The organism is Acidovorax sp. A1169 (assembly GCF_030704685.1).
Classification (GTDB): Bacteria; Pseudomonadota; Gammaproteobacteria; order Burkholderiales; family Burkholderiaceae_C; genus Acidovorax.
This window is the reverse complement of the sequence record NZ_JAUZDX010000006.1, coordinates 83,028-107,481: the sequence shown is the minus strand read 5'-3', so window position 1 is coordinate 107,481 and position 24,454 is coordinate 83,028. Positions and strand designations below refer to the sequence as shown.

General features: G+C 67.3%; 20 protein-coding genes. 11 read left to right on the top strand and 9 right to left on the bottom strand.

Going from position 1 to position 24,454, the window contains the following annotated elements; genetic code table 11:
• Nucleotides 1–116 precede the first annotated feature (116 nt).
• From QYL93_RS12335 to QYL93_RS12310, 6 genes are read left to right on the top strand one after another with little or no spacing between them, the layout of a single operon-like run.
• Nucleotides 117–3,098 (top strand): monovalent cation/H+ antiporter subunit A, encoded by a 2,982-nt coding sequence (locus tag QYL93_RS12335; protein ID WP_305743901.1) that lies wholly within the window; start codon nucleotides 117–119, stop codon nucleotides 3,096–3,098.
• Nucleotides 3,098–3,463 (top strand): Na+/H+ antiporter subunit C, encoded by a 366-nt coding sequence (locus QYL93_RS12330; protein WP_305743900.1) that lies wholly within the window; start codon nucleotides 3,098–3,100, stop codon nucleotides 3,461–3,463. Before QYL93_RS12335 ends, QYL93_RS12330 begins: the two co-directional genes overlap by 1 nt.
• Nucleotides 3,463–5,181, top strand: a complete 1,719-nt coding sequence (locus tag QYL93_RS12325) for a monovalent cation/H+ antiporter subunit D (RefSeq protein WP_305743899.1) — start codon at nucleotides 3,463–3,465, stop codon at nucleotides 5,179–5,181. Before QYL93_RS12330 ends, QYL93_RS12325 begins: the two co-directional genes overlap by 1 nt.
• Nucleotides 5,181–5,675 carry a Na+/H+ antiporter subunit E gene (locus QYL93_RS12320; protein WP_305743898.1) on the top strand — a complete coding sequence of 165 codons (495 nt, stop codon included), beginning with the start codon at nucleotides 5,181–5,183 and terminating at the stop codon, nucleotides 5,673–5,675. Before QYL93_RS12325 ends, QYL93_RS12320 begins: the two co-directional genes overlap by 1 nt.
• Nucleotides 5,672–5,950 carry a K+/H+ antiporter subunit F gene (locus tag QYL93_RS12315; RefSeq protein WP_179681188.1) on the top strand — a complete coding sequence of 93 codons (279 nt, stop codon included), beginning with the start codon at nucleotides 5,672–5,674 and terminating at the stop codon, nucleotides 5,948–5,950. The genes QYL93_RS12320 and QYL93_RS12315 overlap by 4 nt, the downstream gene beginning before the upstream one ends.
• Nucleotides 5,947–6,321 carry a Na+/H+ antiporter subunit G gene (locus QYL93_RS12310; protein ID WP_305743897.1) on the top strand — a complete coding sequence of 125 codons (375 nt, stop codon included), beginning with the start codon at nucleotides 5,947–5,949 and terminating at the stop codon, nucleotides 6,319–6,321. Before QYL93_RS12315 ends, QYL93_RS12310 begins: the two co-directional genes overlap by 4 nt.
• 10 nt (nucleotides 6,322–6,331) lie before the next feature.
• On the opposite strand, the gene QYL93_RS12305 is transcribed toward QYL93_RS12310, so the two are convergent.
• Complete coding sequence (locus tag QYL93_RS12305; protein ID WP_305744059.1) at nucleotides 6,332–9,976, bottom strand: hydantoinase B/oxoprolinase family protein; 3,645 nt, start codon at nucleotides 9,974–9,976, stop codon at nucleotides 6,332–6,334.
• Between the two features lie 55 nt (nucleotides 9,977–10,031).
• On the bottom strand, nucleotides 10,032–10,562 hold the full coding sequence (locus QYL93_RS12300) for a winged helix DNA-binding protein (RefSeq protein WP_305743896.1): 531 nt from the start codon (nucleotides 10,560–10,562) through the stop codon (nucleotides 10,032–10,034).
• A 173-nt stretch (nucleotides 10,563–10,735) separates the two neighbouring features.
• Between QYL93_RS12300 and QYL93_RS12295 the strand changes: the two genes are divergently transcribed.
• From QYL93_RS12295 to QYL93_RS12275, 5 genes are all read left to right on the top strand, one after another.
• Nucleotides 10,736–11,713 (top strand): TRAP transporter substrate-binding protein, encoded by a 978-nt coding sequence (locus tag QYL93_RS12295; protein WP_305743895.1) that lies wholly within the window; start codon nucleotides 10,736–10,738, stop codon nucleotides 11,711–11,713.
• Between the two features lie 13 nt (nucleotides 11,714–11,726).
• Nucleotides 11,727–12,236, top strand: coding sequence for a TRAP transporter small permease (locus QYL93_RS12290; protein ID WP_305743894.1), 510 nt, complete (start codon nucleotides 11,727–11,729; stop codon nucleotides 12,234–12,236).
• 15 nt (nucleotides 12,237–12,251) lie between these two features.
• On the top strand, nucleotides 12,252–13,559 hold the full coding sequence (locus tag QYL93_RS12285; RefSeq protein WP_057269529.1) for a TRAP transporter large permease: 1,308 nt from the start codon (nucleotides 12,252–12,254) through the stop codon (nucleotides 13,557–13,559).
• 55 nt (nucleotides 13,560–13,614) lie between these two features.
• On the top strand, nucleotides 13,615–14,001 hold the full coding sequence (gene crcB / locus QYL93_RS12280; protein WP_305743893.1) for a fluoride efflux transporter CrcB: 387 nt from the start codon (nucleotides 13,615–13,617) through the stop codon (nucleotides 13,999–14,001).
• A gap of 173 nt (nucleotides 14,002–14,174) precedes the next feature.
• Complete coding sequence (locus tag QYL93_RS12275) at nucleotides 14,175–15,038, top strand: TIGR00730 family Rossman fold protein (RefSeq protein WP_305743892.1); 864 nt, start codon at nucleotides 14,175–14,177, stop codon at nucleotides 15,036–15,038.
• Between the two features lie 94 nt (nucleotides 15,039–15,132).
• Here QYL93_RS12275 and QYL93_RS12270 read toward each other — a convergent pair whose 3' ends face one another.
• From QYL93_RS12270 to pncB, 7 genes are all read right to left on the bottom strand, one after another.
• Nucleotides 15,133–16,200: a FecR family protein gene (locus QYL93_RS12270; protein WP_305743891.1), complete on the bottom strand. Its 1,068-nt coding sequence runs from the start codon at nucleotides 16,198–16,200 to the stop codon at nucleotides 15,133–15,135.
• Nucleotides 16,201–16,219: 19 nt separating this feature from the next.
• The gene (locus tag QYL93_RS12265) at nucleotides 16,220–17,560 is read right to left on the bottom strand and encodes a hypothetical protein (RefSeq protein WP_305743890.1); all 1,341 of its coding nucleotides are present in this window, start codon (nucleotides 17,558–17,560) and stop codon (nucleotides 16,220–16,222) included.
• 174 nt (nucleotides 17,561–17,734) lie between these two features.
• On the bottom strand, nucleotides 17,735–18,910 hold the full coding sequence (locus tag QYL93_RS12260; protein WP_305743889.1) for an MFS transporter: 1,176 nt from the start codon (nucleotides 18,908–18,910) through the stop codon (nucleotides 17,735–17,737).
• Nucleotides 18,907–20,688, bottom strand: a complete 1,782-nt coding sequence (rmuC, locus tag QYL93_RS12255; RefSeq protein ID WP_305743888.1) for a DNA recombination protein RmuC — start codon at nucleotides 20,686–20,688, stop codon at nucleotides 18,907–18,909. The genes QYL93_RS12260 and rmuC overlap by 4 nt, the downstream gene beginning before the upstream one ends.
• 76 nt (nucleotides 20,689–20,764) lie before the next feature.
• A complete protein-coding gene (locus QYL93_RS12250) occupies nucleotides 20,765–21,751 on the bottom strand; it encodes a D-glycerate dehydrogenase (RefSeq protein WP_305743887.1) in 987 nt (328 codons plus the stop codon).
• Between the two features lie 18 nt (nucleotides 21,752–21,769).
• Nucleotides 21,770–23,179 (bottom strand): sodium:proton antiporter, encoded by a 1,410-nt coding sequence (locus QYL93_RS12245; RefSeq protein WP_305743886.1) that lies wholly within the window; start codon nucleotides 23,177–23,179, stop codon nucleotides 21,770–21,772.
• Nucleotides 23,180–23,230: 51 nt separating this feature from the next.
• Nucleotides 23,231–24,451 (bottom strand): nicotinate phosphoribosyltransferase, encoded by a 1,221-nt coding sequence (gene pncB, locus QYL93_RS12240; RefSeq protein WP_305743885.1) that lies wholly within the window; start codon nucleotides 24,449–24,451, stop codon nucleotides 23,231–23,233.
• Between the last annotated feature and the right edge of the window lie 3 nt (nucleotides 24,452–24,454).

Here is a 24,454-nt window from a genome sequence, read left to right as displayed (position 1 = left end):
ATGCCCACCAGCCCGCTTCGGCGGGCTTTTTCATGGGCGCAGCCCGTGCCCTGCAGGCGCAGCCTCTCCGGACCTCACAAAGGGACTTTCGAGGCACACCCTAAAATCGTTCGGGCATGTCCCTGATCACCCTCATCCTTCTCCCCTTCATCGGCAGTCTTCTGGCGGCTATCCTGCCCGCCAACGCCCGCAACACCGAGTCCACCCTGGCCGGGCTCATCGCCCTGTTCTGCACGGTGCAGGCCGCGCTGTACTTCCCCCAGATCGCGGGCGGCGAGGTGCTGCGCCAGGAGATCAGCTGGCTGCCGGCGCTGGGCCTGAACCTGGTGATACGGCTCGACGGCTTTGCCTGGATGTTCTGCATGCTGGTGCTGGGGGTGGGGTCGCTGGTGGTGCTGTATGCACGCTACTACATGTCGGCGGCCGATCCGGTGCCGCGCTTCTTCTCGTTCTTTCTGGCCTTCATGGGCGCCATGGTGGGCGTGGTGCTCTCGGGCAACATCATCCAGATCGCGCTGTTCTGGGAGCTGACCAGCCTGTTCTCCTTCCTCCTGATCGGCTATTGGCACCACCGCAAGGATGCGCGGCGCGGGGCGCGCATGGCGCTCACCGTCACGGGCACCGGCGGGCTGTGCATGCTGGCCGGCATGCTGGTGCTGGGCCACATCGTGGGCAGCTACGACCTGGACCACGTGCTGGCCGCAGGCGCGCTGATCAAGGCGCACCCGCTGTACCTCACGGCGCTGGTGCTGGTCCTGCTGGGCGCCTTCACCAAGAGCGCGCAGTTCCCTTTCCACTTCTGGCTGCCGAACGCCATGGCGGCGCCCACGCCGGTGTCGGCCTATCTGCATTCGGCCACCATGGTCAAGGCCGGCGTGTTCCTGCTGGCACGCCTCTGGCCTGCATTGGCGGGCACCGAGCAGTGGTTCTGGCTGGTGGGTGGCGCGGGCCTGTGCACGCTGCTGGTGGGCGGCTATGCGGCCATGTTCCAGAACGACCTCAAGGGGCTGTTGGCCTATTCCACCATCTCGCACCTGGGGCTCATCACGCTGCTCTTGGGCCTGAACAGCCCGCTGGCCGCCGTGGCGGCGGTGTTCCACATCATGAACCACGCGACCTTCAAGGCCTCGCTGTTCATGGCGGCCGGCATCGTCGACCATGAAAGCGGCACGCGCGACATCCGCCGCCTGTCGGGCCTGGTGCGCATGATGCCCATCACCGGCACGCTGGCCATGGTAGCCAGTGCCGCCATGGCGGGCGTGCCCCTGCTCAACGGCTTCCTGTCCAAGGAGATGTTCTTTGCCGAAACGGTGTTCGTGAACACCACGCCCTGGCTCGAAATGCTGCTGCCCGTAGCCGCCACCGTGGCCGGCATCTTCAGCGTGGCCTACTCGCTGCGCTTCACGGTCGATGTGTTCTGGGGCCCGCCCGCCACCGACCTGCCCCGCACCCCGCACGAGCCCCCGCACTGGATGCGCGTGCCGGTCGAGTTGCTGGTGCTGGCCTGCCTGGTGGTGGGCACTTTGCCGGCCTGGTCCGTGGGCGCCGTGCTGCAGGCCGCTGCGCGGCCCGTGGTGGGGGGCGAGCTGCCCACATACAGCCTGGCGGTCTGGCACGGCTTCAACACCCCGTTCGTGATGAGCCTGGTGGCGCTGGCGGGCGGTATTGCGCTGTACCTGCTGCTGCGCTGGCTGCGCGCTCGCGGCGCGCTCGATGCACCGCCGCTCATGCGCCACATCAGCGGTCAGCAGTTGTTTGACGGCACCCTGGCGCGGCTTTCACTGGCTGGGCGCAACGGCCGGCGCCTGCTGGGCACCGAGCGCCTGCAGTGGCAGATGCTGTGGCTGGTGGCCGCAGCCCTGGTGGCAGGCACGCTGCCGCTGTGGGCACGCGGCCTGCCCATCGGTGCGCGCGAGCAGTTGCCCCTCTCGCCCGCGTTCGCGGTGCTGTGGTTCCTGGGCTCCATGTGTGCCGTGGCTGCGGCCTGGCAGGCCAAGTACCACCGGCTGGCGGCACTGACCTTGCTGGGCGGCGCGGGGCTGTGCACCTGCCTGACCTTCCTGTGGTTCTCGGCACCCGATCTGGCGCTCACGCAGATCGTGGTGGAGGTGGTGACCACCATCCTCATCCTGCTGGGCCTGCGCTGGCTGCCCCGGCGCGACGAGAGCCTGCGGGTGCCCACGCTGGCCCAGGAGCGCCGCACGCAGCTGCGCCGCTACCGCGACATGACCCTGGCCCTGCTCACCGGCGGCGGCATGGCGCTGCTGTCGTTCGCCATGATGAGCCGGCCCTTCCCCGAGAGCACCTCCACCTTCTTCCTGGAGCGTGCGCTCACCGACGGCGGTGGCACCAACGTGGTCAACGTGATGCTGGTCGATTTCCGCGGCTTCGACACCTTCGGCGAGATCGTGGTGCTGGGCATCGTGGCCCTCACGGTGTATGCGCTGCTGCGGCGCTTTCGCCCGGCGCGCGAGGTGATGGACCTGCCGCCCCAGCAGCGTGCCGTGCCGGCCGACGTGGCCACCGACCTGGCCAATCCGCGCCAGACCATGGACACCGCCGTAGGCTACCTCATGGTGCCCGCCGTGCTGGTGCGCCTGCTGCTGCCTTTTGCGACCCTGGTGGCGGTGTACCTCTTCATGCGCGGGCACAACGAGCCCGGCGGCGGCTTCGTGGCCGGGCTCGTCTTCTCGGTGGCACTGCTGCTTCAGTACATGGTGTCGGGCACGTCGTGGGTGGAAGACCACTTGCCGCTGTACCCGCGCCGCTGGATCGGCGCGGGCCTGCTTGTCGCCCTGGCCACGGGCCTGGGTGCGCTGTTCTGGGGCTACCCCTTCCTCACCAGCCACACGGCACACCTGCACCTCCCGGTGGTGGGCGAGGTGCATGTGGCCAGCGCCCTGTTCTTCGACATCGGCGTGTTCACGCTGGTGGTGGGCTCCACCTTGCTGATCCTCACGGCCATTGCCCACCAGTCGGTGCGCAGCCACCGCTACAACGCCCGCGCTGCCGAGGAAGCGCAGGAGGAACAGGCCGCCGCCATGGCTGCCGCATCGGTCGCCAGCGCCCCCCACGACAACGCCCAAGGAGCCCACTGATGGAACTGATTCTGGCCCTGGCCATTGGCGTGCTCACCGGTTCGGGCGTATGGCTGCTGCTGCGCCCGCGCACCTTCCAGATCATCATGGGGCTGGCGCTGCTGTCGTACGCCGTGAACCTGTTCATCTTCAGCATGGGCCGCCTGGGCCTTGCCATCAACAAGGAGCCGGTCCTGCGGGCCGGCCTGCCGCAGGACCTGGCGCACTACGCCGACCCCATGCCCCAGGCGCTCACGCTCACAGCCATCGTGATCGGCTTTGCCATGACGGCGCTGTTCCTGGTGGTGCTGCTGGCATCGCGCGGCATGTCGGGCACCGACCATGTGGACGGCACCAGCGCCAAAGACGCGCAGGAGATGCCATGATGGGCGAGCTGACCGCACACGTCACGGCGCTGCTGATGCCGCACCTGATCCTGGCGCCGATTGCGCTGCCGCTGCTCACGGCCGGGCTCATGCTGCTGCTGCGCGAGGAGCGCCAGCGCACCAAGGTGGTCATGAACGTGGGCTCCACGCTCCTCGGCCTCGTCATCGCCGTGCTGCTGCTGGTGCAGGCCAAGCAGCCTGGCGTGCAGACCAGCCTGGGGGTCTACCTGCCCGGCAACTGGCCGGCGCCCTTCGGCATCGTGCTGGCGCTCGACCGCCTGTCGGCCATGATGCTGGTGCTGGCCAGCACGGTGGCGCTGGCCACGGTGCTGTTCTCGGTCGCACGCTGGCACAAGGCGGGGGTGCACTTCCACCCGCTGTTCCAGTTCCAGCTCATGGGGCTGGCGGGTGCCTTCCTCACGGCCGACCTGTTCAACCTGTTCGTGTTCTTCGAGATCATGCTGGCGGCCTCCTACGGGCTGCTGCTGCACGGGTCGGGCCGTCCACGCGTGTCGGCCGGGCTGCACTACATCGCGATCAACCTCGCGGCGTCATCGCTGTTCCTGATCGGCGTGTCCATGCTCTACGGCATCACCGGCACGCTGAACATGGCCGACCTGGCGCGTGGCATCGCGGGCATCGACCCGTCCGACCGGGGGCTGCTGCATGCAGCGGCCGGCATCCTGGCCGTGGCCTTTCTCATCAAGGCAGCCGTGTGGCCGCTCAACTTCTGGCTGGTGCCGGCCTACAGCGCGGCCACCGCGCCGGTGGGCGCGCTGTTCGCGCTCATGACCAAGGTGGGCGTGTACAGCATCCTCAGGCTGTGGACGCTGATGTTCAGCAGCGATGCGGGCGACTCGGCCCAGTTCGGCAGCCAGTGGATCATCGGCGCGGGCCTGGTGACCATGGCCTTTGGCGCCATCGGCATGCTGGGCTCGCAGCGCCTGGGGCACCTTGCGGGCTACGCGGCCATCCTCTCGTCGGGCACGCTGCTGGCGGCGCTGGGCTTCGGGCAGACCCTGCTCACGGCCGGGCTGCTGTACTACCTGCTGGGCTCCACGCTGGCCGTGAGCGCCCTCTTCTTGCTGACCGATTTGATCGACCGCTGGCGCAACGATGGCTCCAACCTCGCGCCCTACGAGCAGACGGACGACGCCCCCTTCTTAACCCCCGACCTGGTGCCCGCGCAGGGCCTGAACCTGGACGACAAGGAGGAGGTGCTGATCGGCCAGGTCATTCCCGCCGCCGTGGCTTTCCTGGGCCTGGCCTTCATGGCCTGCACCCTGGTGATCGCCGGGCTGCCGCCGCTGCCCGGCTTCGTGGGCAAGTTCGCAATGATCCATGCCCTGCTCAACCCGCTGGGCCTGGGGCCATCGGGCGGGCTCGTGCTCGGGTCTGCGGGCTGGGCGCTGCTGGCACTGATGGTGGGCACGGGCCTGCTGGCGCTGATCGCACTCACCCGTGCCGGCATACGGCATTTCTGGGCATCGCACGGGCGTGCGTCGCCCAAGCTGCTGGTGCTCGAAGGCCTGCCCATTGCCCTGCTGCTCACCGGCTGCGCGCTGCTGACCTGGCAGGCGGGCGCGGTGATGCGCTACACCCAGGCCACGGCCGATGCCCTGCACGCGCCCAGCACCTATGTGCAGGCCGTGATGTCCGCCAGGCCCATCCCCAACCCGCCCGGCACGGCACCGGGCGCCAACGGAAGGCCGCAGTGATGATCAAGCGCATCCTCCCCGCCCCTGTGCTGTCGCTGGCGCTGCTCGCCCTGTGGCTGCTGCTCAACCGCTCGGTCAGCGCTGGCCACATCGTGCTGGGCGGTCTCCTCGCTCTCGCCATTCCACTGCTCACGGCAGGGCTGCGCCCTGTGCCCGTGCGCATCCGCGCGCCGGGAGCGGTGCTGCGCCTGGCGCTGACCGTCATGGCCGACACCGTGCAATCGAACATCGCCGTCTCTCGGCTGCTGCTGTCGCCCGGCCGCAGGCGCCACCCCTCGGGCTTCGTGCAGATCCCGCTGGAGCTGCGCGACGCGAATGCCCTGGCGGTGCTGGCCGTCATCGTCAGCATCGCCCCGGGTACGGCCTGGGCCGAACTCTCGGTGGACCGCAGCATGCTGATGCTGCACGTGCTGGAGGTGGACGACGCCCAGGCCGTTGCCGCGCAGATCAAGCAGCGCTACGAGCGCCCCCTGATGGAGATCTTTGAATCATGACCCCGATACTCGACTGGGCCCTGCCCGCCGCCCTCTTCATGCTGGTGCTGGCCATGGGCTGTGCGCTGGCCCGCCTGCTTAAGGGCCCCTCGGCGCAGGACCGGGTGCTGGCGCTGGACTGCATGTACCTCAACGGCATGCTTGCCATGCTGGTGCTGGGTCTCTTGTACGGCAGCAAGAACTACTTCGAGGCGGCACTGCTGCTGGCACTGTTCAGCTTCGTCGGGTCCATGGCCATGGCCAAGTTCCTGCTGCGCGGCGAGGTGATCGAATGACCAACACCGCCGCCCTGCCCCTGTGGCTGGAGGTCGTGGTGGCTGCGCTGGTGCTGCTGGGCGCGGGCATGGCCCTGCTCGGCGCCACCGGCCTGCTGCGCCTGCCGACCTTCTTCGAGCGCATGCATGCGCCCTCCATCGCCGCCACCATGGGCTGCTGGTGCATCATGCATGCCACGGTGGTCTACTTCTCGGTCGCGGACGGCAGCCTGGCACTGCATGCCCTGCTGATCGCCGGCTTCGTGGCGGTCACCGTGCCGGTGACCTCGATCTTCCTGATGCGTGCAGCCCTCTTCCGGGCCCGCCAGGCTGGGCAGGACGTGCCGCCCAGCCTGAGCAGCGTCACGCCTGCTGGACAAAAAGACTCCTGAGCGCGAAACGTCAACCGGGTGTTCCGAAGCCGCCGCCCCCTGGCGTGTGGATCTCGAAGATATCGCCCGGCTGCATCTGCGCCTGGCCGATGTGGTCCAGGGCTTCCACCTTGCCATTGGCCCGCACCACCTTGTTGACGCCCACGGCCCCCGGTGAACCGCCGGCCATGCCGAAGGCGCCATGGTGGCGGCCATTGGAGAGGATGCTGGCCGTCATGGGCTCCAGGAAGCGCACGCGGCGCACACCGCCGTCACCGCCCGCCCAGCGCCCCGCGCCGCCCGAGCCCTTGCGGATCTCGTAGCCTTCCAGGCGCACGGGGAAGCGGAACTCCAGCACCTCGGGGTCCGTCAGGCGCGAGTTGGTCATGTGGCACTGCACCACGCTCGTGCCCGCAAAGCCGTCCACCAGCGCACCTGAGGCATCCCACACGCCGCCGGCACCACTGCCGCCCGAGATGGTCTCGTAATACTGGTAGCGCTCGCTGCCGAAGGTGAAGTTGTTCATGGTGCACTGCCCCGCCGCCATCAGGCCCAGCGCGCCATAGAGGGCGTTGGTGATGCAGGTGGAGGTCTCCACGTTGCCCGCGACCACCGAGGCCGGCGGGTTCGGGTTGAGCATGGAGCCCGGCGGGATGATGACCTTGAGCGGCTTGAGACAGCCCGCGTTGAGCGGAATGTCGTCCTGCACCAGGGTGCGGAACACGTAGAGCACGGCCGCCATGCACACTGCCGTGGGCGCATTGAAGTTATGCGTCTGCTGCGCGCTGGTGCCCGTGAAGTCGATCTCGGCGCTGCGGTTCTTGGCATCCACGCGCACGGCCACGGTGATTTGCGAGCCATTGTCCAGCGGCAGCGTGAAATGCCCGTCCTTCAGGCGCGTGATCACGCGGCGCACCGATTCCTCGGCGTTGTCCTGCACATGGAGCATGTAGGCCTGCACGACATCCAGGCCGAACTCGCCCACCATGCGGCGCAGCTCCTGCTGGCCCTTTTCGTTGGCGGCGATCTGCGCGCGCAGGTCGGCCATGTTCTGCTGCGGGTTGCGCGAGGGGTACTCGCCGCTCTCGAGCAGCGCGATCATCTCCGCCTCGCGCAGCACGCCGCGCTCGACCAGCTTCACGTTGTTGATCTGCACGCCCTCTTCCTCGATGCGCGTGGAGAACGGGGGCATGGAGCCCGGCGTGATGCCGCCCACGTCCGCATGGTGGCCGCGGCTGCCCACGTAGAAGGTGGGTTCGGCTTCTTCGCCGATGTAGACCGGCGTGATCACCGTGATGTCGGGCAGGTGCGTGCCGCCGTGGTAGGGGTCGTTGAGCACGTACACGTCACCCGGCTGCATGCGGCCCGCGTTGTCGCGGATCACGGTCTTGATGCTCTCGCCCATGGACCCAAGGTGCACGGGCATGTGCGGCGCATTGGCGATCAGGTTGCCCGCAGTGTCGAACAGCGCGCAGCTGAAGTCCAGGCGCTCCTTGATGTTCACCGAGTAGGCGGTGTTCTGCAGCTGCAGGCCCATCTGCTCTGCGATGTTCATGAACAGGTTGTTGAACACTTCGAGCAGCACCGGGTCCACCGTGGTGCCCACGGCGTGCTGCACGGCACGCGCCACGCGGCGCTCCAGCAGCAGATGGTCCAGGTGGGTCAGCTGTGCCTCCCAGCCGGGTTCGACGATCGTGGTGGCGTTCTTCTCGGCAATGATGGCCGGGCCGGGGATCACGTCGCCCGGGCGCAGGTCCTCGCGCACCACCAGGGCCGCGTCATGCCAGGCGGCCACGCCGTCGATGCCGCCGGTGTACATGCGTACCGTGCTGCGGCGCGGCACCTCGCGCGCGGGCTGCAGCGCGTGGCGCGGCTCCACGGGCGCATCGCCCGGCACCACGGCCTCGACCGACACGGCCTCCACCACCAGGCCTTTGCCTTGCATCAGGAAAGCAAAGCGCTGGCGGTAGGCGGCCTCGAAGCTGGCCGTGATGGCCTCGACGCTGCCAAATGGAACAATCAAAGCAGAGTCGCTGCCCTCATAGCGCACGTGCACGCGCCGGTGCACCGTGGCAGTGCCGTCGCCCGCCTGCTGCTCCAGTTCGGAGCGCGCGGCCGTGGCCAGGCGCTCCAGCGTGGACTCGATGCCCGCCAGTGCCTCGGGCGCCAGCTTGCATTCCACCGCCTGCTCGCGGATCACGTTCTGGTCGGCCAGCCCCATGCCATAGGCACTGAGCACGCCCGCCAGCGGGTGCACGAACACGCGCGTCATGCCCAGGGCATCGGCCACCAGGCAGGCATGCTGGCCGCCTGCGCCGCCAAAGCACTGCAGGGTGTAGCGCGTCACGTCGTAGCCGCGCGCCACCGAGATCTTCTTGATCGCATTGGCCATCTGCTGCACGGCGATCTGGATGAAACCGTGGGCCACGTCCTCGCCGGCACGTCCGGTCTGCTGCGACAGCTCGGCGAATTTCTGCGCCACGGCATCGCCATCGAGCGCCTCGTTGGCCCCATGCCCGAACACGCGCGGAAAGTGCGCGGGCTGGATCTTGCCGACCATCACATTGGCATCGGTCACCGCCAGCGGGCCGCCGCGGCGGTAGCTGGCCGGGCCGGGGTTGGCGCCCGCACTCTCGGGGCCCACGCGAAAGCGTGCACCATCGAAGCCGAGGATGGAGCCGCCGCCAGCCGCCACGGTGTGGATGCTCATCATCGGGGCGCGCATGCGCACGCCGGCCACCTGGGTCTCGAACTCGCGCTCGAACTCGCCCGCGTAGTGACTCACATCGGTGGACGTGCCGCCCATGTCGAAGCCGATCACGCGCTGGTGCCCGGCCAGGCCGGCCGTGCGTGCCATGCCGACGATGCCGCCAGCCGGGCCCGAGAGAATGGCGTCCTTGCCCTGGAAGGCATGCGCGTCGGTCAGGCCGCCGGACGACTGCATGAAGAACAGCGGCACGCCCGGCATCTCGCTGGCCACCTGCTCCACATAGCGGCGAAGGATGGGCGAGAGGTAGGCATCGACCACCGTGGTGTCGCCGCGGCTCACGAGCTTCATCATGGGGCTGGTGGCGTGCGATGCGCTCACCTGCGTGAAGCCGGCTTCGCGCGCCAATCGGGCGGCGGCTTCTTCGTGCGAGGTGTAGCGGTAGCCATGCATGAAGACCACGGCCGCGCTGCGCAGGCCGGCGTCGTAGGCGGCCCACAGGCGTTCCTTCAAGTGCGCCTCGTCGAGCGCCTCGATCACCTCGCCATGCGCACCCATGCGCTCCTGCGCCTCGATCACGCGGGTGTACAAGAGCTCGGGCAGCACGATGTGGCGATCGAACAGGCGCGGGCGGTTCTGGTAGGCGATGCGCAGCGCATCGCGAAAGCCCTTGGTGGTGATCAGCAGCGTGGGCTCGCCCTTGCGCTCGAGCAGCGCATTGGTGGCCACCGTGGTGCCCATCTTCACGCACTCCACCACCTGCGGCGTCACAGGCTCCCCCGCTTTCAGACCCAGCAGGTGGCGGATGCCGGCCACGGCCGCGTCCTTGTACTGCTCGGGGTTCTCGGACAGCAGCTTGTGCGTGACCAGCGTGCCATCGGGGCGCTTGCCGACCACGTCGGTGAAGGTGCCTCCCCGGTCGATCCAGAATTGCCAGCGCGCAGGGTGGGTGGGAGCAGAGGATGCCATCGTCATGAAATCGGTAGGTAAAAAGGAGGAAGCCAGGGGACGGTGCCGCCGCCCATCACAGGGAAGCCGCCGAACGCGCCGCCTGGTCGTACATGCCCGAGAGCACACGCAGCAGGCGTGCCAGTTCGCCGATGTCGCGGTTCAGGGCATCGTCGGCGTGCAGCGCATCAATGAGGCAGCGCTCGCGGATCTCGCGGTACCGCTGCACGTAGGCCCGGCCTACGTCGGTGGCCGCATAGGTCACCTCCTTGCCGTTCTTCTGGGAGGCCACCACACCCAGGTTCTGCAGCTTTTTCAAAGCGTAGTTCACCAGGTGCGTGTCTTCCACGTTCATGATGAAGCAGATGTCGGCCAGGCGCTTGTCACGCGCCCGATGGGTCACGTGGTGCAGTACCACCACGTCCAGCGGTGTGAGGTCCTTGAGCCCCGCCGCCGACATGCAGTGCACCACCCAGCGGTGAAAGGCATTGCCCGCGACGATGAGGCCAAACTCGAACTCGCTCATCTCGGCGCTCTGCGCCGATACCAGGTGCGCGGACGACACGATGGGGCCGGAATCGCCCTTGGGGCGGGCCGCAGGTTTCATGGAGGATGCTTTCGCAAAAGTCGAATCTGGCACGGGATGTGCATGGGCTGATTGTAGGCAAGTCACCAATGATTTGTTGGCATTTTGTCAACGTTCAGGCAAAACACCTATGTCGTAACGAAGTGCTTCCTATACAGTGGCATACCCCCGTTTCCTACCTTGCGGAGCTATCAATGAAGCGTCGATTCCTTCCCCTCACCGCGCTGGCCTTGGCCTGTGCTCTGTCTGTTCCTGCGGCTTTCGCCCAGACCAAGTGGGACCTGGCCGCCGCCTACCCGGCCACCAACTTCCACACAGAGAACATGATGCAGCTGGCCACCGATGTGGACAAGGCCACGGGCGGCAAGCTCAAGATCACCGTGCACGCCAACGCAGCCCTGTTCAAGGCGCCTGAAATCAAACGCGCCGTGCAAGGCGGCCAGGCGCAAATGGGCGAGATCCTGCTGGCCAATTTCCAGAACGAATGGCAGCTCTTCGGCGTCGATGGCCTGCCCTTCCTGGCCGACAGCTACGACGAATCCAAGAAGCTGTACGCCGCGCAAAAGCCCTTCCTGGAAAAGAAGCTGGCCGAGCAGGGCATGACGCTGCTGTACGCCGTGGCATGGCCACCCCAGGGCATCTACACGAAAAAGCCCCTGGCCAGCGCTGCCGACCTGAAGGCCATCAAGTGGCGCGCCTACAGCCCGGCCACCGCGCGCATCGCCGAACTGGTGGGCGCACAGCCAGTCACCGTGCAGGCCGCAGAGTTCTCGCAGGCACTGGCAACCGGTGTGGTCGAATCGACCATGACCTCCGGTGCCACCGGCGTGGACAGCAAGCTCTACGAACACCTCAAGTACTACTACGACACCCAGGCCTGGTTGCCCAAGAACGCCGTGCTGGTGAACAAGAAGGCCTTCGACGCGCTGGACAAGCCTACCCAGGATGCCCTGCGCAAGGCTGGGGCCGATGCCGAGACGCGCGGCTGGGCCGCCAGCGCCAAGGTCAACACGGACACCCTGGCCAAACTCAAGGCCAGCGGCATGGAAGTGCTGCCCCCGGCTGCGCAGCTCAAGTCCGACATGTCCAAGGTGGGCGACACCATGCTCAAGGAGTGGCTGGAAAAGGCCGGGCCTGACGGCAAGGCCCTGATCGACGCGTACCGCAAGTAAGCACGACGCCAACATGCGCCGACTGCTTGATTTCGTGTACGACAGCGCCGCCGCCCTGGCGGCGCTTTTCATGGTTGGATTGCTTGGAATGGTGCTGCTGTCCATCGTCAGCCGCCAGCTGCATTTCCACGTTCCCGGGGCCGATGCCTATGCCGGCTACCTCATGGCCGCTTCGGGCTTTCTGGCACTGGCTCACACGCTCAAGCGGGGCGAGCACATCCGCGTGACCTTGCTGCTCAACGCGCTCAAGGGCAAGGCCAAGAAGGCCTTCGAGATCTGGGCGCTGGCCATCGCCTGCCTGCTGGCGCTGCTGTTTGCCGCGTACAGCTGCAAGCTGGCCTGGCAGTCACACGAGTTCCACGACATCTCCACCAGCAACGATGCCACGCCACTGTGGATCCCCCAGATTGCCATGGCCCTGGGCACCGTGATCCTGGCCATCGCCTTCATCGACGAGCTGGTGCTCGAGATCCTGGACAGGCGCAGCCAGGCATCGCCTGGCGAAGCCCTGCGAAACGAATGACACAAGGCCGCCCCCATGAGTGATATCGCCATTACCGGCCTGTTGGTTCTTTCGCTGTTCCTGATCCTGGGCAGCGGTGTCTGGATCGGGCTCACGCTGTCCGGCGTGGCCTGGATCGGCATGCAGTTGTTTGCCGCGCGCCCTGCGGGCGATGCCATGGCAGTGACGATCTGGGGCTCAGCCTCCAGCTGGACGCTGACGGCCCTGCCCCTGTTCATCTGGATGGGCGAAATCCTGTTCCGCACCCGGCTGTCGCAAGACATGTTCAAGGGCCTTGCACCCTGGGTCCAGTCGCTGCCCGGGCGACTACTGCACACCAACGTGGTGGGCTGCACCATCTTCGCGGCCGTCTCTGGCTCCAGCGCCGCCACCTGCGCCACCATCGGCAAGATGACGCTGCCCGAGCTCACGCGACGGGGCTACCCGGAAAAGATGGTCGTAGGCACGCTGGCGGGCGCCAGTACCCTGGGGTTGCTGATCCCGCCATCGATCATCATGATCGTCTACGGCGTATCGGCCGAGGTCTCGATCTCGCAGCTGTTCATCGCGGGGGTATTCCCGGGCATTCTGCTGGCGGCCCTGTTCTCGGGCTACATCATGGTGTGGGCGCTGCGCAATCCCGACCAGGTTCCCGCTGCGGACAAAAAGATGACGTTCATGGAGAAACTCTCGGAGTCGCGCAGCCTGATTCCGGTGGTGTTGCTGATCGTGGCGGTGTTGGGGTCCATCTACACCGGTTTTGCCACTGCCACCGAAGCCGCAGCCGTGGGCGTGGTCGGCTCGCTGGTGCTCTCCACGGTACAGGGCTCCATGAGTTGGAGCACCTTCAGGGATTCGCTCATGGGGGCCACGCGGCTGTACTGCATGATCGCACTGATCCTGGCGGGCGCCGCCTTCCTGACGCTGTCCATGGGCTACATCGGGCTGCCCCGGCACCTGGCCGAATGGATCGCGTCGCTGGGGCTGAACAAGGCCCAGCTGATCGCTGCGCTGGCCGTGTTCTTCATCATCCTGGGCTGCTTCCTGGACGGCATCTCGATGGTGGTGCTGACCATGGGCGTGCTCATGCCCACGGTACAGGCGGCTGGCATCGACCCCATCTGGTTCGGCATCTTCATCGTGCTGGTGGTGGAGATGGCGCAGATCACGCCGCCGGTGGGCTTCAACCTGTTCGTGCTGCAGGGCATGACCAATCGCCAGTTGCCCTGGATCGCCAAGACGGCCATGCCGATGTTCCTGCTCATGTGCGGCGCCGTGGCGCTGATCTACATCTTCCCGGGCATCGTCACCTGGCTGCCGCAGCAGATGGCGACGACGCGCTGAGCGACGCGCAGCAGCAGCGGCACAGACGTGCCGCTGCCGCTGGTACATTGGCGCCATGCTGCCCATTCTTGCCATCTGCATTGGAGCCAGCCTGGGCGCACTGGCCCGCTGGCGTCTGGGCCTGTGGCTCACCACAGGCACCTCCCTTCTGCCCTGGGGCACGCTGGCCGCCAACCTGGTGGGCGGCTACCTCATCGGCGTGGCCGTGGCGGTGTTCCAGGCCTTGCCGCAGCTCGATCCTGCATGGCGCCTGGCCTTGGTCACCGGCTTCCTCGGAGGGCTCACCACCTTCTCGAGCTTCTCGGCCGAAGTGGTGACCATGCTGATGCAGCAGCGCTATCTTCTGGCACTGGGCACGGCCGGGATGCACGTGGTGGGTTCGCTGGTGCTGACTGTCTTGGGCATCCAGAGCGCCACCTGGTTTCTCGCACAGCGTGCCTGATACGGATTTGCCTTCAAACGTATAACGTCGTTGGTTCGCCTTGCCGTGCTACAGCACTGTCTGCGGCTCCCCGTCTAGTTATCCGATTAAATGCAAAACCGTATGAGGCGGTTGCTCACAAAAAGAGCACCCTTGCGCCAGAAAGTGCCACAGAATCTCGGCACAATGGCCCCATGGACGCCAATACCCAACTCAACGAGAGCCGCCTGGCCGATGCCTGGGCCGAACTGCAGACCCATGCCTCCCAAGGCAACCCGCTGCATGCCGATGCCTACCGCCTGGCGTTTGCCGACCCCGAATTTTTGTTCCGCCGCGAGACGCGCGGCATCCGCTTCCAGCTGGAGATGCTCAAGCCCGACCTGGGCCAGGCCGCGCAGGGCATCGAGAGCACGGTGGTGGTCTATGGCAGCGCCCGCTTCGTCGCCCCCGACGAGGCGGCCGAACAGCTGACCGCTGCCGAGGCCGGCGGCGACGAGGCCGCCATTGCCAAGGCCCGGCAGGCCGTGCGCAATGCGCGCTACTACGATCTGGCGCGCCAGTTCGCCCGCCTGGTGGCCGAGCACAGCGAACGCAATGCGCCGGCCGACCGCATCTACGTGTGCACCGGCGGCGGCCCCGGCATCATGGAAGCCGCCAACCGCGGCGCCCATGATGTGGGCGCGCTCAACGTGGGCCTGAACATCGCCCTGCCCCACGAGCAGAGCGGCAACCGCTTCATCTCGCCCTCGCTGTGCTACAAGTTCCACTACTTCGCACTGCGCAAGATGCATTTCATGATGCGTGCCAAGGCGCTGGTGGCCTTCCCTGGCGGCTTCGGCACGCTGGACGAACTGTTCGAGGTGCTGACCCTGGTGCAGACCGGCAAGGCCAAGCCCGTGCCCATCGTGCTCTTTGGCACCGACTACTGGAAGCGGCTGGTCAACTTCGACGTGCTGGTGGAAGAAGGCACGATCTCGGAGCAGGACCTGAAGCTCTTTCACTACACCGACGACCCCCAGGAAGCCTGGGACCTGATCAAGTCGTTCTACAAGATCTGAACGCTTCGCGCCCCGGCGCGGCCGGGGACGGCAGCGGCAGCCCTTGGGGCCGTCAAGTGGTGGGCGCCACTGCGCATGCCCTGCTGGAACGGAATCAGCGTATCGGGGGCGGTGACGGAGGCAGCAAGACCACCCCTGGCGGCAGCACGAAGATGGGCGTGAACGTTGGCGGCGGCGGCACGGGTCGGGGTGGCGTTGTGGCGGGCGGTGTCGTCGTGGCGCCTGGAGTGGTGCCCGTGCCGGTACTGGGCGGTGGCGGCGCAGGTACGACCTCCGGTGGCGGCACCGGTACCGGCGCAGGACCCGGTGCAGGTATCGGCGGCTGAACCGGCCCCGGTGGCGGGGGAGGTGGCGGCGGTAGTGGCAGCGGAACAGGGGCTGGCGGTGGCAGTGGCGGCGGAGGTGGTGGCAAAGGCAACACCGGATCCACCACAGGCGGCGGAGGCGGCACATGCACCGGCGGTGGGGGAGGAGGAGGAGGAGGCGGTGGAATGACGAACACGCTGGTGCGGTGGCCATCGCCGCCCAACTGATCGCCCGCCATCTGCGGCAGGGGTAGCGCGGGCAAGGGCAGCAGTGCGCGCGTGTTCGTGTACACCGGCAGCTTCTGGCTGGACAGCACCAGCACCGCCTCGCCGGCCTTCACGCCGACACAGCCCGCCTCGGTACAAACCTCTATTTCGTCCTGTTCGCCAGCCACCGTGAGCTGGCCCTGCGCATTGAAGCCCACCAGGAAGGCCGAGCCCCGGATACCCACCACGGCCGTGGGCGTGATGACCTTGTAACTGCCCGGGTTGCGCTTGCCGATCAGGCCCGTGATCGCACGCATGCCGCCGCGCAGCAAGGTCACCGCAAAGCCGTCCTGCGCCACGTCGCCACTGTCGGAATACCGGGTCACGGTGAACTGCGAATCCGGGTACAGCGCCACCAGGCCACCGTCTGTGAAGCGGATCTGGGCCCGCCCCGCACTGCCGGTGAGGAGCACATCGCCCGCGTCCACTTCGGCGCCCTTGGCCACGCCGCTGGTGGCATCGCCCCGGCGCAGGCTGACCTCGCCGGTGGCAAATTGCACCAGGCCAGCCGCAGCCAGGCCCGATGCCGGCCAGGCGGCCACCATGGCCATGAGCAGGGCGATACGGGACAGGCGAGGTTCGGTTTTCATGGCTGCACCTCTTCTGTGTTCAAAACTCGCGCCTAACGGTGACGGACCAGATGCGCCGCCGGTATTCGGAGACTGGCAGCGTGGAGTCGTTGTGCGTGCCGGTCCACTGCGGCGTGATGCGCCAGGCCGTGGCAGGAACCCATGACACTCCCAGCGAGGCATTCACCTGCCGGTCGCGCCGCACCACGGCGAAGAACGGGTCGGCCGCGCCATAGCGACGCCGCTCCCAGTCCAGGTTGGCGAACAGCGCCCAGTTGCGGGCCAGCGCCAGTTGCCCGCCCGCACGCACGCCCACCAGGCGGTGGCCGAGGTAGTCCACACCGGCCGCGTCGGGCTCCTCGCGCCCGCCATGTACGCCCGCATAGGCCACGCTGCCTTCGCGGAACACATGGGCGTAGGTGGTACCCAGCACCGTGCGCTGCACGTCGCGCAGCGGCTGCGTGGGGTAGTGCAGGCGCGCCGACTGCACAAAGCTACCCCACTGGCGAAAGCCATCGAGCCGGTAGATCCACTCGCCCAGCACCCCGCCGATGCTGCGCAGCCGCTTGCCATCCAGCGCATAGTAGGCGCCCTGCCCCTGCACGATCAATTCGTGTCGCTCCGAGCGCCAGGACACACCGGCGCTGGCATCGAACTGGTCGGAATCGAATGCGCCGGCGCCGCCCTCGTTGCGGCGTGGCGTACCCGCCGCAGCGCCGACCAGGGACCAGCGTGCGTCCATCACGTAGCGCCCGCGCACCGCCACCAGCGCCGCCAGGAAATCGGTCGACCGCGCCAGGGCCGAGGGCGCCAGCGTCCACGCCGGCGTGCCCGGCACCGGGGATGGGAGCAGCATCGATGCCGGCCCGGCATTCACATTGGAGTCATGTCCCAGCGCCAGCTCAGCATAGCCCTTGAGGCTGGAGCCGCCATCGCTTGCGGCCCGGTCGTAGGAGACCAGGAACTGGTCGATGCTGAGTGCGGCATCCACCGGGATGCCCTGTGCCCGGGCAAGTTCGGACAGGGCCAGCGCGCCGCGCTGGTCCCCCACGGCATACAGGGCACGGGCCAGTGCCACCTGCGCGGCCATGTTGTCCGGCTGTGCGGCCACCACGCGCTCCCATGCCATCACGGCGCGGCTGTACTGGCCTGCGGCATGGGCGGCGCTGCCCATCGCGGCATCGAAGGCGGGGTCGCCCGCGCGGGCCGCCTCCTGCGCATCGAGCAGGTCAAAGGCCTCGCGGGCAGCACCGCGCTGCACCAGGGCCGCCGCCTGGTCGATCAGCGCATCGGCCTGCGCCGCCACCACGGGCGCCAGCCACAGCAGGGATGAGAGGGCCAGCGGCCCCACGCCACAGCGGGCGAGACGAAAAACACCCATGGGAAGTCTCCTCATGCGGGTTGGGCGTCTTGCCCCGAGACAGCCGCAAGGCCACCAGGCCGGCACCCCAAAGTCGGGCCGGCCATGCAGCTTTTTGCAAACGATGTGAGCAGACGCTACCGAAATCTACTCCGATTTCAGCAGCACAGGCGTTTTTTTACAAAAGGGCCGCCATCAGTGCGCCGCCTGCGGCTTGCCCATGTTCCAGGCCAGGCGCGCACCGGCCCCCACGGCGGCGCCTACCACCCAAAACACCCCGCCCACACCGATCACGGCACCGGCGGTGCCGAACAGCATGGGCATGAGCACGCTCGATGCGTTGATGGCCATGAGGCGCAAGCCCAGCGCCTCGCCATGGCGGTGGGAGGGCGTGATCTGGTGCAGCAGGCTCATCACCATGGGCTGCACCGAACCCAGCGCAAAGCCCAGCAGCACCGAGCACAGGCCCATGGTGAGCGCGGTGGGCATCACCGGGTACACCGCAAACAGCGCCGCCGTGGCGACCATGGCCGCGGCCACCACCACGCGCTCGCGCAGGTGCTCGGCCACCAGGGGCATCAGCACGCGGATGACGGCCGCGGCAATCGCAAACGCCCCAAGGATGGAGCCAATGACCGATGCCGACAGCCCCCTCTCATGCCCGATCAACGGCACCACGAAGGTGTGCACATCCCAGCACGAGGAGAGGATCCAGTTGACGATGAGCAGGCGCCGGAACGGCACCTCGTTCATCAGGTCCCAGGCGCGCTGGGGCGGGCCGCCGGCTGCGGCGATCACCGGCGGCAGCTCCACGGTGTCGCGCACCCAGAACCAGGTGGCCAGCGGCAGCAGCGCCATGAGCGCGAACGCCGCACGGTAGCCCTGGGTGTCGCCGGCGATGACGCCGGCATGGTCGATCATGAGCCCGGCGCAGAACGGCCCGATGAAGTTGGACACCGCCGGCCCGATGGCCAGCCAGCTGAACACCTGCTTGAGCGCCGTGGCATCGTGCGCGGCGCGCCCCACATGGCGCTGCAGCGCAATGGTGGCCGCGCCCGTGGCGCCCCCGGTGGCCAGCGCCGCCAGGCACAGCACGGGGAACACCGGGAACACCAGCGCAGCCGCAGCGCCTGCGGTGGCCACGGCCACGGAATAGCCCACCGGGCGCTTGAGGCCATGGCGGTCGGCATAGCGCCCGGCCGGCAGCGCCAGGAACACCTGGGTGAGCGCGAACAAGGCCAGCAGCACCCCCACGGCGGCGGCGCTGTAGCCTTCGCGCAGGGCCAGCAGAGGGGCGGCCAGGCGCATGCCCGCCATGCAGGCGTGCACGCAGATCTGGCCGGCGATCAGGCGGGCCAGCGCCGCGTTCACAGCAGCTCGTCCTGCGCGTCAGCCGCCGACATCGGGGGCCGCAGCACGGGGACGCCTGCCACATCGGGTGCGGGCAGGTCCTGCACGTCACGCAGGCGCTTCTGGATGGCGCGGGTGCGCACGCCGACTTCTTCAAAGCGCTTGGCGGCCGAGTCGATGGATTTCTTGGTGGCCTCGACCACGTCGCCGAACTTGGCAAACTCGGTCTTGACCATGCCCAGCAGGCTCCAGACCTCGGACGAGCGCTTTTCGATGGCCAGGGTCTTGAAGCCCATCTGCAGGCTGTTGAGCATGGCCGCCAGGTTGGCGGGGCCGGTGATCATCACGCGGCAGTCGTTCTGCAGCGCTTCCACCAGACCGGGGCGGCGGATCACCTCGGCGAACAGGCCCTCGGTCGGCAGGTAGAGCACGGCGAAATCGGTGGTGTGCGGGGGCGAGACATACTTGGCAAAGATCTTCTTCGCCTCAAGCTTGATCGAGGTCTCGAAGGCGTTGCCGGCCGAGGCGATGAGCCCCTTGTCCGCTGCGTCCTGTGCATCCATAAGGCGCTGGTATTGCTCCACCGGGTACTTGGAGTCGATGGGCAGCCACACGGGGTGCTCGTCGCTCTTGCCCGGCAGGCGGATGGCGAACTCCACCAGGTCGTCGCTTCCCGGCACGGTCTTCACGTTGCGCGCGAACTGGTCGGGCGTGAGCACGTTCTCGATGATGGCGCCGAGCTGCATTTCGCCCCAGGTGCCGCGCGACTTCACGTTGGTCATCACGCGCTTCAAGTCCCCCACGCTGCCGGCCAGGGTCTGCATCTCGCCCAGGCCCTTGTGCACCTGCTCCAGGCGGTCGCTCACCAGCTTGAAGGACTCGCCCAGGCGCTGCTCCAGCGTGGCGTGCAGTTTTTCGTCCACCGTGCGGCGCATCTCTTCGAGCTTGGTGGAGTTGTCGGCCTGGATGGCAGCCAGGCGCTCGTTGAGCGCATTGCGCAGCTGCTCGGCATTGGTCTGGCTGCCTTGCAGCATGCCGGTGAGCTGCTGCGAGACGGCGTCCTGCAGCACCGAGAACTGGTGGCGGATCTGGTTGCCATTGGCTTCGAGCTGGTCCTTGAGCGCGCCGGACATGGTCCCGAGCTGGCTCTGGATGTCGCCCTTGAGCGAGTCGAGCGTGGTGCGCGTGGCCAGGGTCAGCGCCTCGAAGCGCTCCTGGATGCGCTTTTCGAACAGCACCCCGCTCTCGGCCATGGCCTCGCGCGACTTGACGCTTTCGGCCGCCAGCCCGGCCGTGGTGGTGGTGAGCTCGGTGCGAAAACCGGTGAGCGTGTCCGACAGCTCCTTGCGCGCCACGGCCGAATCGGCCTGGCCCTGCGCCAGGTTGGCCAGCAGTGCCTTGCTGCTTTCCTCCAGCCGGCCCGCCACGGACTGCTGCAGCCCGTCGAAGCGCTTGGCCAGTTGTCCCTCGAAAACGCCGAACGCGGCCAGCAGTTCGGCCCGGCCATTGCGCGACTCGGTCACGGCCTGGGCCAGGCGCTCGTCCACGGCGTGGCGCACGGTCTCTAGCGTAGCCTGGGTAGTCTGCGTAAAGCCACGCATCTGCTGGGCCAGGGCTTCCATGGCCCCGTCGTTGCGGGCCACGGCCAGTTGCGTGGCCTGGGCCGTCTGCTCCAGCGCCTGCAGGCGGGCCGCCAGCTCGGGCGGCAGATCGACGCGCGTGCGGCGCAGCAGCACGAGCACCAGCAGCAACAGGACAAGGGCCAGCGCGGCCAGCAGGATGAGGGTGTCGGTAGTCAAAAAAGAAGCCTGGCTAGGAGATTGCGCACCGATGCGGTGCACGATGGCAGGCGGCTATTGTGTATGCAAAAACGGATCAGCGTGCGCGTGGCACAGGGGTGTTGACAGGGGTCAGCGGTGCTCCGGCTTCGAAGAAGGCGATCAGGTTGTCCGCCGCCAGATTGGCCATGGCGCGGCGCGTGGGCACGGTGGCGCTGGCGATGTGCGGGGTGAGCACCACGTTGGGCACGGTGAGCAGGTCGGGGTGCACGCTGGGCTCACCCTCGAAGACGTCGAGCCCCGCCGCCGCGATGCGCCGCTCGCGCAGCGCCACGGCAAGGGCCGCGTCGTCCACGATGCCGCCGCGCGCAATGTTGATCAGCGTGGCCGTGGGCTTCATCAGCGCCAGCTCGGCCGCGCCGATGGTGTGGTGCGATGCCGGGGTGTAGGGCACCACCAGCACCACATGGTCGGCCGTGCGCAGCAGCTCCTCCTTGCCCACGTAACGGGCCTTGCATTCGGCCTCGAGCTCGGCTGACAGGCGCGAGCGGTTGTGGTAGATCACGTTCATGCCGAAGCCGTGGGCACCGCGGCGCGCGATGCCCTGGCCGATGCGCCCCATGCCGATGATGCCGAGCGTGCTGCCATGGATATCCGAGCCCGAGAACATGTCGTAGCTCCACTTGGTCCACTGCCCGGCGCGCAGGTAGTGCTCGCTCTCGGTCATGCGGCGCGCGGTGGCCATCAAGAGCGCAAAGCCGAAATCGGCCGTGGTCTCGGTCAGCACGTCGGGCGTGTTGGTGCCCTGCACGCCTGCGGCGGCCATGGCCTCCACGTCGAAGTTGTTGTAGCCCACGGCCATGTTGGCCACGATGCGCAGGCGCGGCGTGGCCGCCAGCAGCCCTGCGTCGATGCGCTGGCTGCCAGTGGTGAAGGCGCCGTCCTTGTCGGCCAGGCGCTCGGCCAGTTCGGCCGGGGTCCAGATCGCATCCTCGGGGTTGTCCTGCACCTCGAAGTGCTGGCGCAGGCGCTCGACGATGTCGGGGAAGATCGCGCGGGCGACCAGGATGCGGGGCTTGCTCATGAAAGTTCGATCTCCAGATCAGCGAAACCAAATAAGGGTCATCACGACGAACAGCGGCACCAGGATGCCGCCCGACCACAGCATGTAGCCGAAGAAGCTGGGCATCTGCACGCCGCGGTCTTCGGCAATCGCCTTGACCATCATGTTGGGTGCATTGCCGATGTAGGTGTTGGCGCCCATGAACACCGCGCCCGCCGAGATGGCGGCCAGCGTGGGGGCCAGCGTGGTCATGAGCACGGCCGGGTCGCCGCCGGCGGTGTTGAAGAACACCAGGTAGGTGGGCGCGTTGTCGAGGAAGGAGCTGAGCGCGCCGGTGGCCCAGAAGTACATGGCCGGGTCGGGCGAACCGTCGGGCCGCGTGACAGCCGAGACGACGGCGCCGAACGGGCCGTTGACGCCAGCCTTGAGCATGGCGATCACGGGGATGATGGTCAGGAAGATGCCCGCGAACAGCTTGGCCACCTCCTGCATCGGGCCCCAGCCGAACTGGTTGTCCGCATGCACCTGTGCGGGGGTGAGCTTGAACGATACCAGCGCCACAACGATCAGGCCGACATCGCGCACCAGCCCGGGCAGGCCGACCTCGGCGCCGGCTATGGTCCAGGACAAGGGCGACTTCCAGAATCCGCTGACCAGCACCAGGCCCACCACCACACCCAGCAAGGCAAAGTTGACCTTGCCGTCGAAACCGATGGCCCGGCTGTCGGGTGTCGGGTCGGCCGGCAGCAGCTCTTCGCGCCGGTGGTAGAACCAGGAATCAAGCGCATAGAAGATGGCCAGCAGCGCGCCCACGAGGAACAGGGTTTCAGGAAAAATCTGGCGCACTGTCCAGAAGAAATCCACGCCCTTGAGGAAGCCCAGGAACAGCGGCGGGTCCCCCAGCGGAGTGAGCGAGCCCCCCGCGTTGGAAACGATGAAGATGAAGAACACCACCACATGCGCCACATGCTTGCGGTTGTCGTTGGCGCGGATCAGCGGGCGGATCAGCAGCATCGACGCACCCGTGGTGCCCATGAAGCTGGCCAGCACCGCGCCGATCGCCAGGATGGCCGTGTTCAGCCCCGGGCTGCCATGCAGGTTGCCACGGATGTAGATGCCGCCGGACACCGTGTACAGCGCCGTGAGCAGGATCACGAACGGGATGTACTCGGCAACCAGCGCATGCACCAGGCTGATGCCTGCGGCCGGGGCACCGAAAGTCACCGCGAACGGTGCCAGAAAGGCCAGGCCCCACGCGGCGGCCACCTTGCCGAAGTGGTGGTGCCAGAAACTGGGCGCCAGCAAAGGCATGAGAGCGATGGACAGCAGCAGGCCTGCAAACGGCACACCCCACAGCACGGACAAGGCGCTACCATCGATGTCAGCCGCCATGGCCATGCCCGGCAGCGCGGCAAGGCCCGCAAGGGCCAGCCAGCGTGAAATCTTCATACGCGTAACTCCATCAATCAAAAAACGGGGTGCGCCGCTGGCGCGAAGCGATCAGGCGCCGGCGGGAATGTCGAATACCTGGCGCAGGTAGGCCAGGTACTTCTCGTCGTCGCACATGCCCTTGCCCGGTGTGTCCGACAGCTTGGCAACGGGCTGGCCGTTGCACTGCGTCATCTTGATCACCACCTGCAGCGGCTCGTGCTCTGGCGGGCTGCCCAGGTCGTTGGTCAGGTTGGTGCCGATGCCGAAGGCCAACTGGCAGCGGCCACGGAACTGCTGGTACAGCTCGATGGTGCGCGGCACGGTGAGCGCGTCGCTGAAGATCAGCGTCTTGGTCAGCGGGTCCACGCGGTTCTTGCGATAGTGGTCCAGGAGGCGCTCGCCCCAGGCGAATGGATCGCCGCTGTCGTGGCGTGCGCCATCGAACAGCTTGCAGAAATACAGGTCGAAGTCGCGCAGGAAGGCGCTCATGCCGTACACGTCGGACAGGGCGATCCCCAGGTCGCCCCGGTACTCCTTGGCCCACATCTCGAAGCCGAAGACCTGGCTGTCGCGCAGGCGCGGCCCCAGCGCCTGGCAGGCCTGCAGATATTCGTGCGCCATGGTGCCCAGCGGCGTCACGCCCAATTTCATGGCGTACAGCACATTGCTGGTGCCGGCGAACTGTCCGGGGCCAACTGGCGCACCAGGCCGGCGGTCGCCCGTGCCCAAGCGCGCGCACAGCACGCGCAGCACTTCCTCGTGCCAGGCGCGGCTGAAACGCCGGCGCGTGCCGTAGTCGGCGATCTTGAGCTCCGACAGGCCATCGGCCTGCAGCTGGGCGATCTTGGTGTCCAGCCGGCGGCGGCCTTCGGGAAAATTCGGCACCTTCTGCGTATTGCGAAAGTAGACCTCGTTGACGATGGCCAGCACCGGGATCTCGAACAGGATGGTGTGCAGCCAGGGCCCGCGGATGGTGATCTCGATCTCGCCGTTGTGCTGCGGCGTGATGGTGATGTACTTCTCGTTCAGGCGGAACAGCCCAAGAAAGTCCACGAAGTCGCTCTTGATGAAGCGCATGGAGCGCAGGTAGGCCAGCTCGGCGTCCTGGAAATGCAGGCTGCACAGCGAGCGGATCTCGTCGCGGATCTCATTGGCGAACGGCGCCAGCTGCACACCGGGGTTGCGGCACTTGAAACGGTACTCGACCTGCGCCCCGGGGAATTGGTGCAGCACCACCTGCATCATCGTGAACTTGTACAGGTCGGTGTCGAGCAGGCTGGTGATGATCATTGT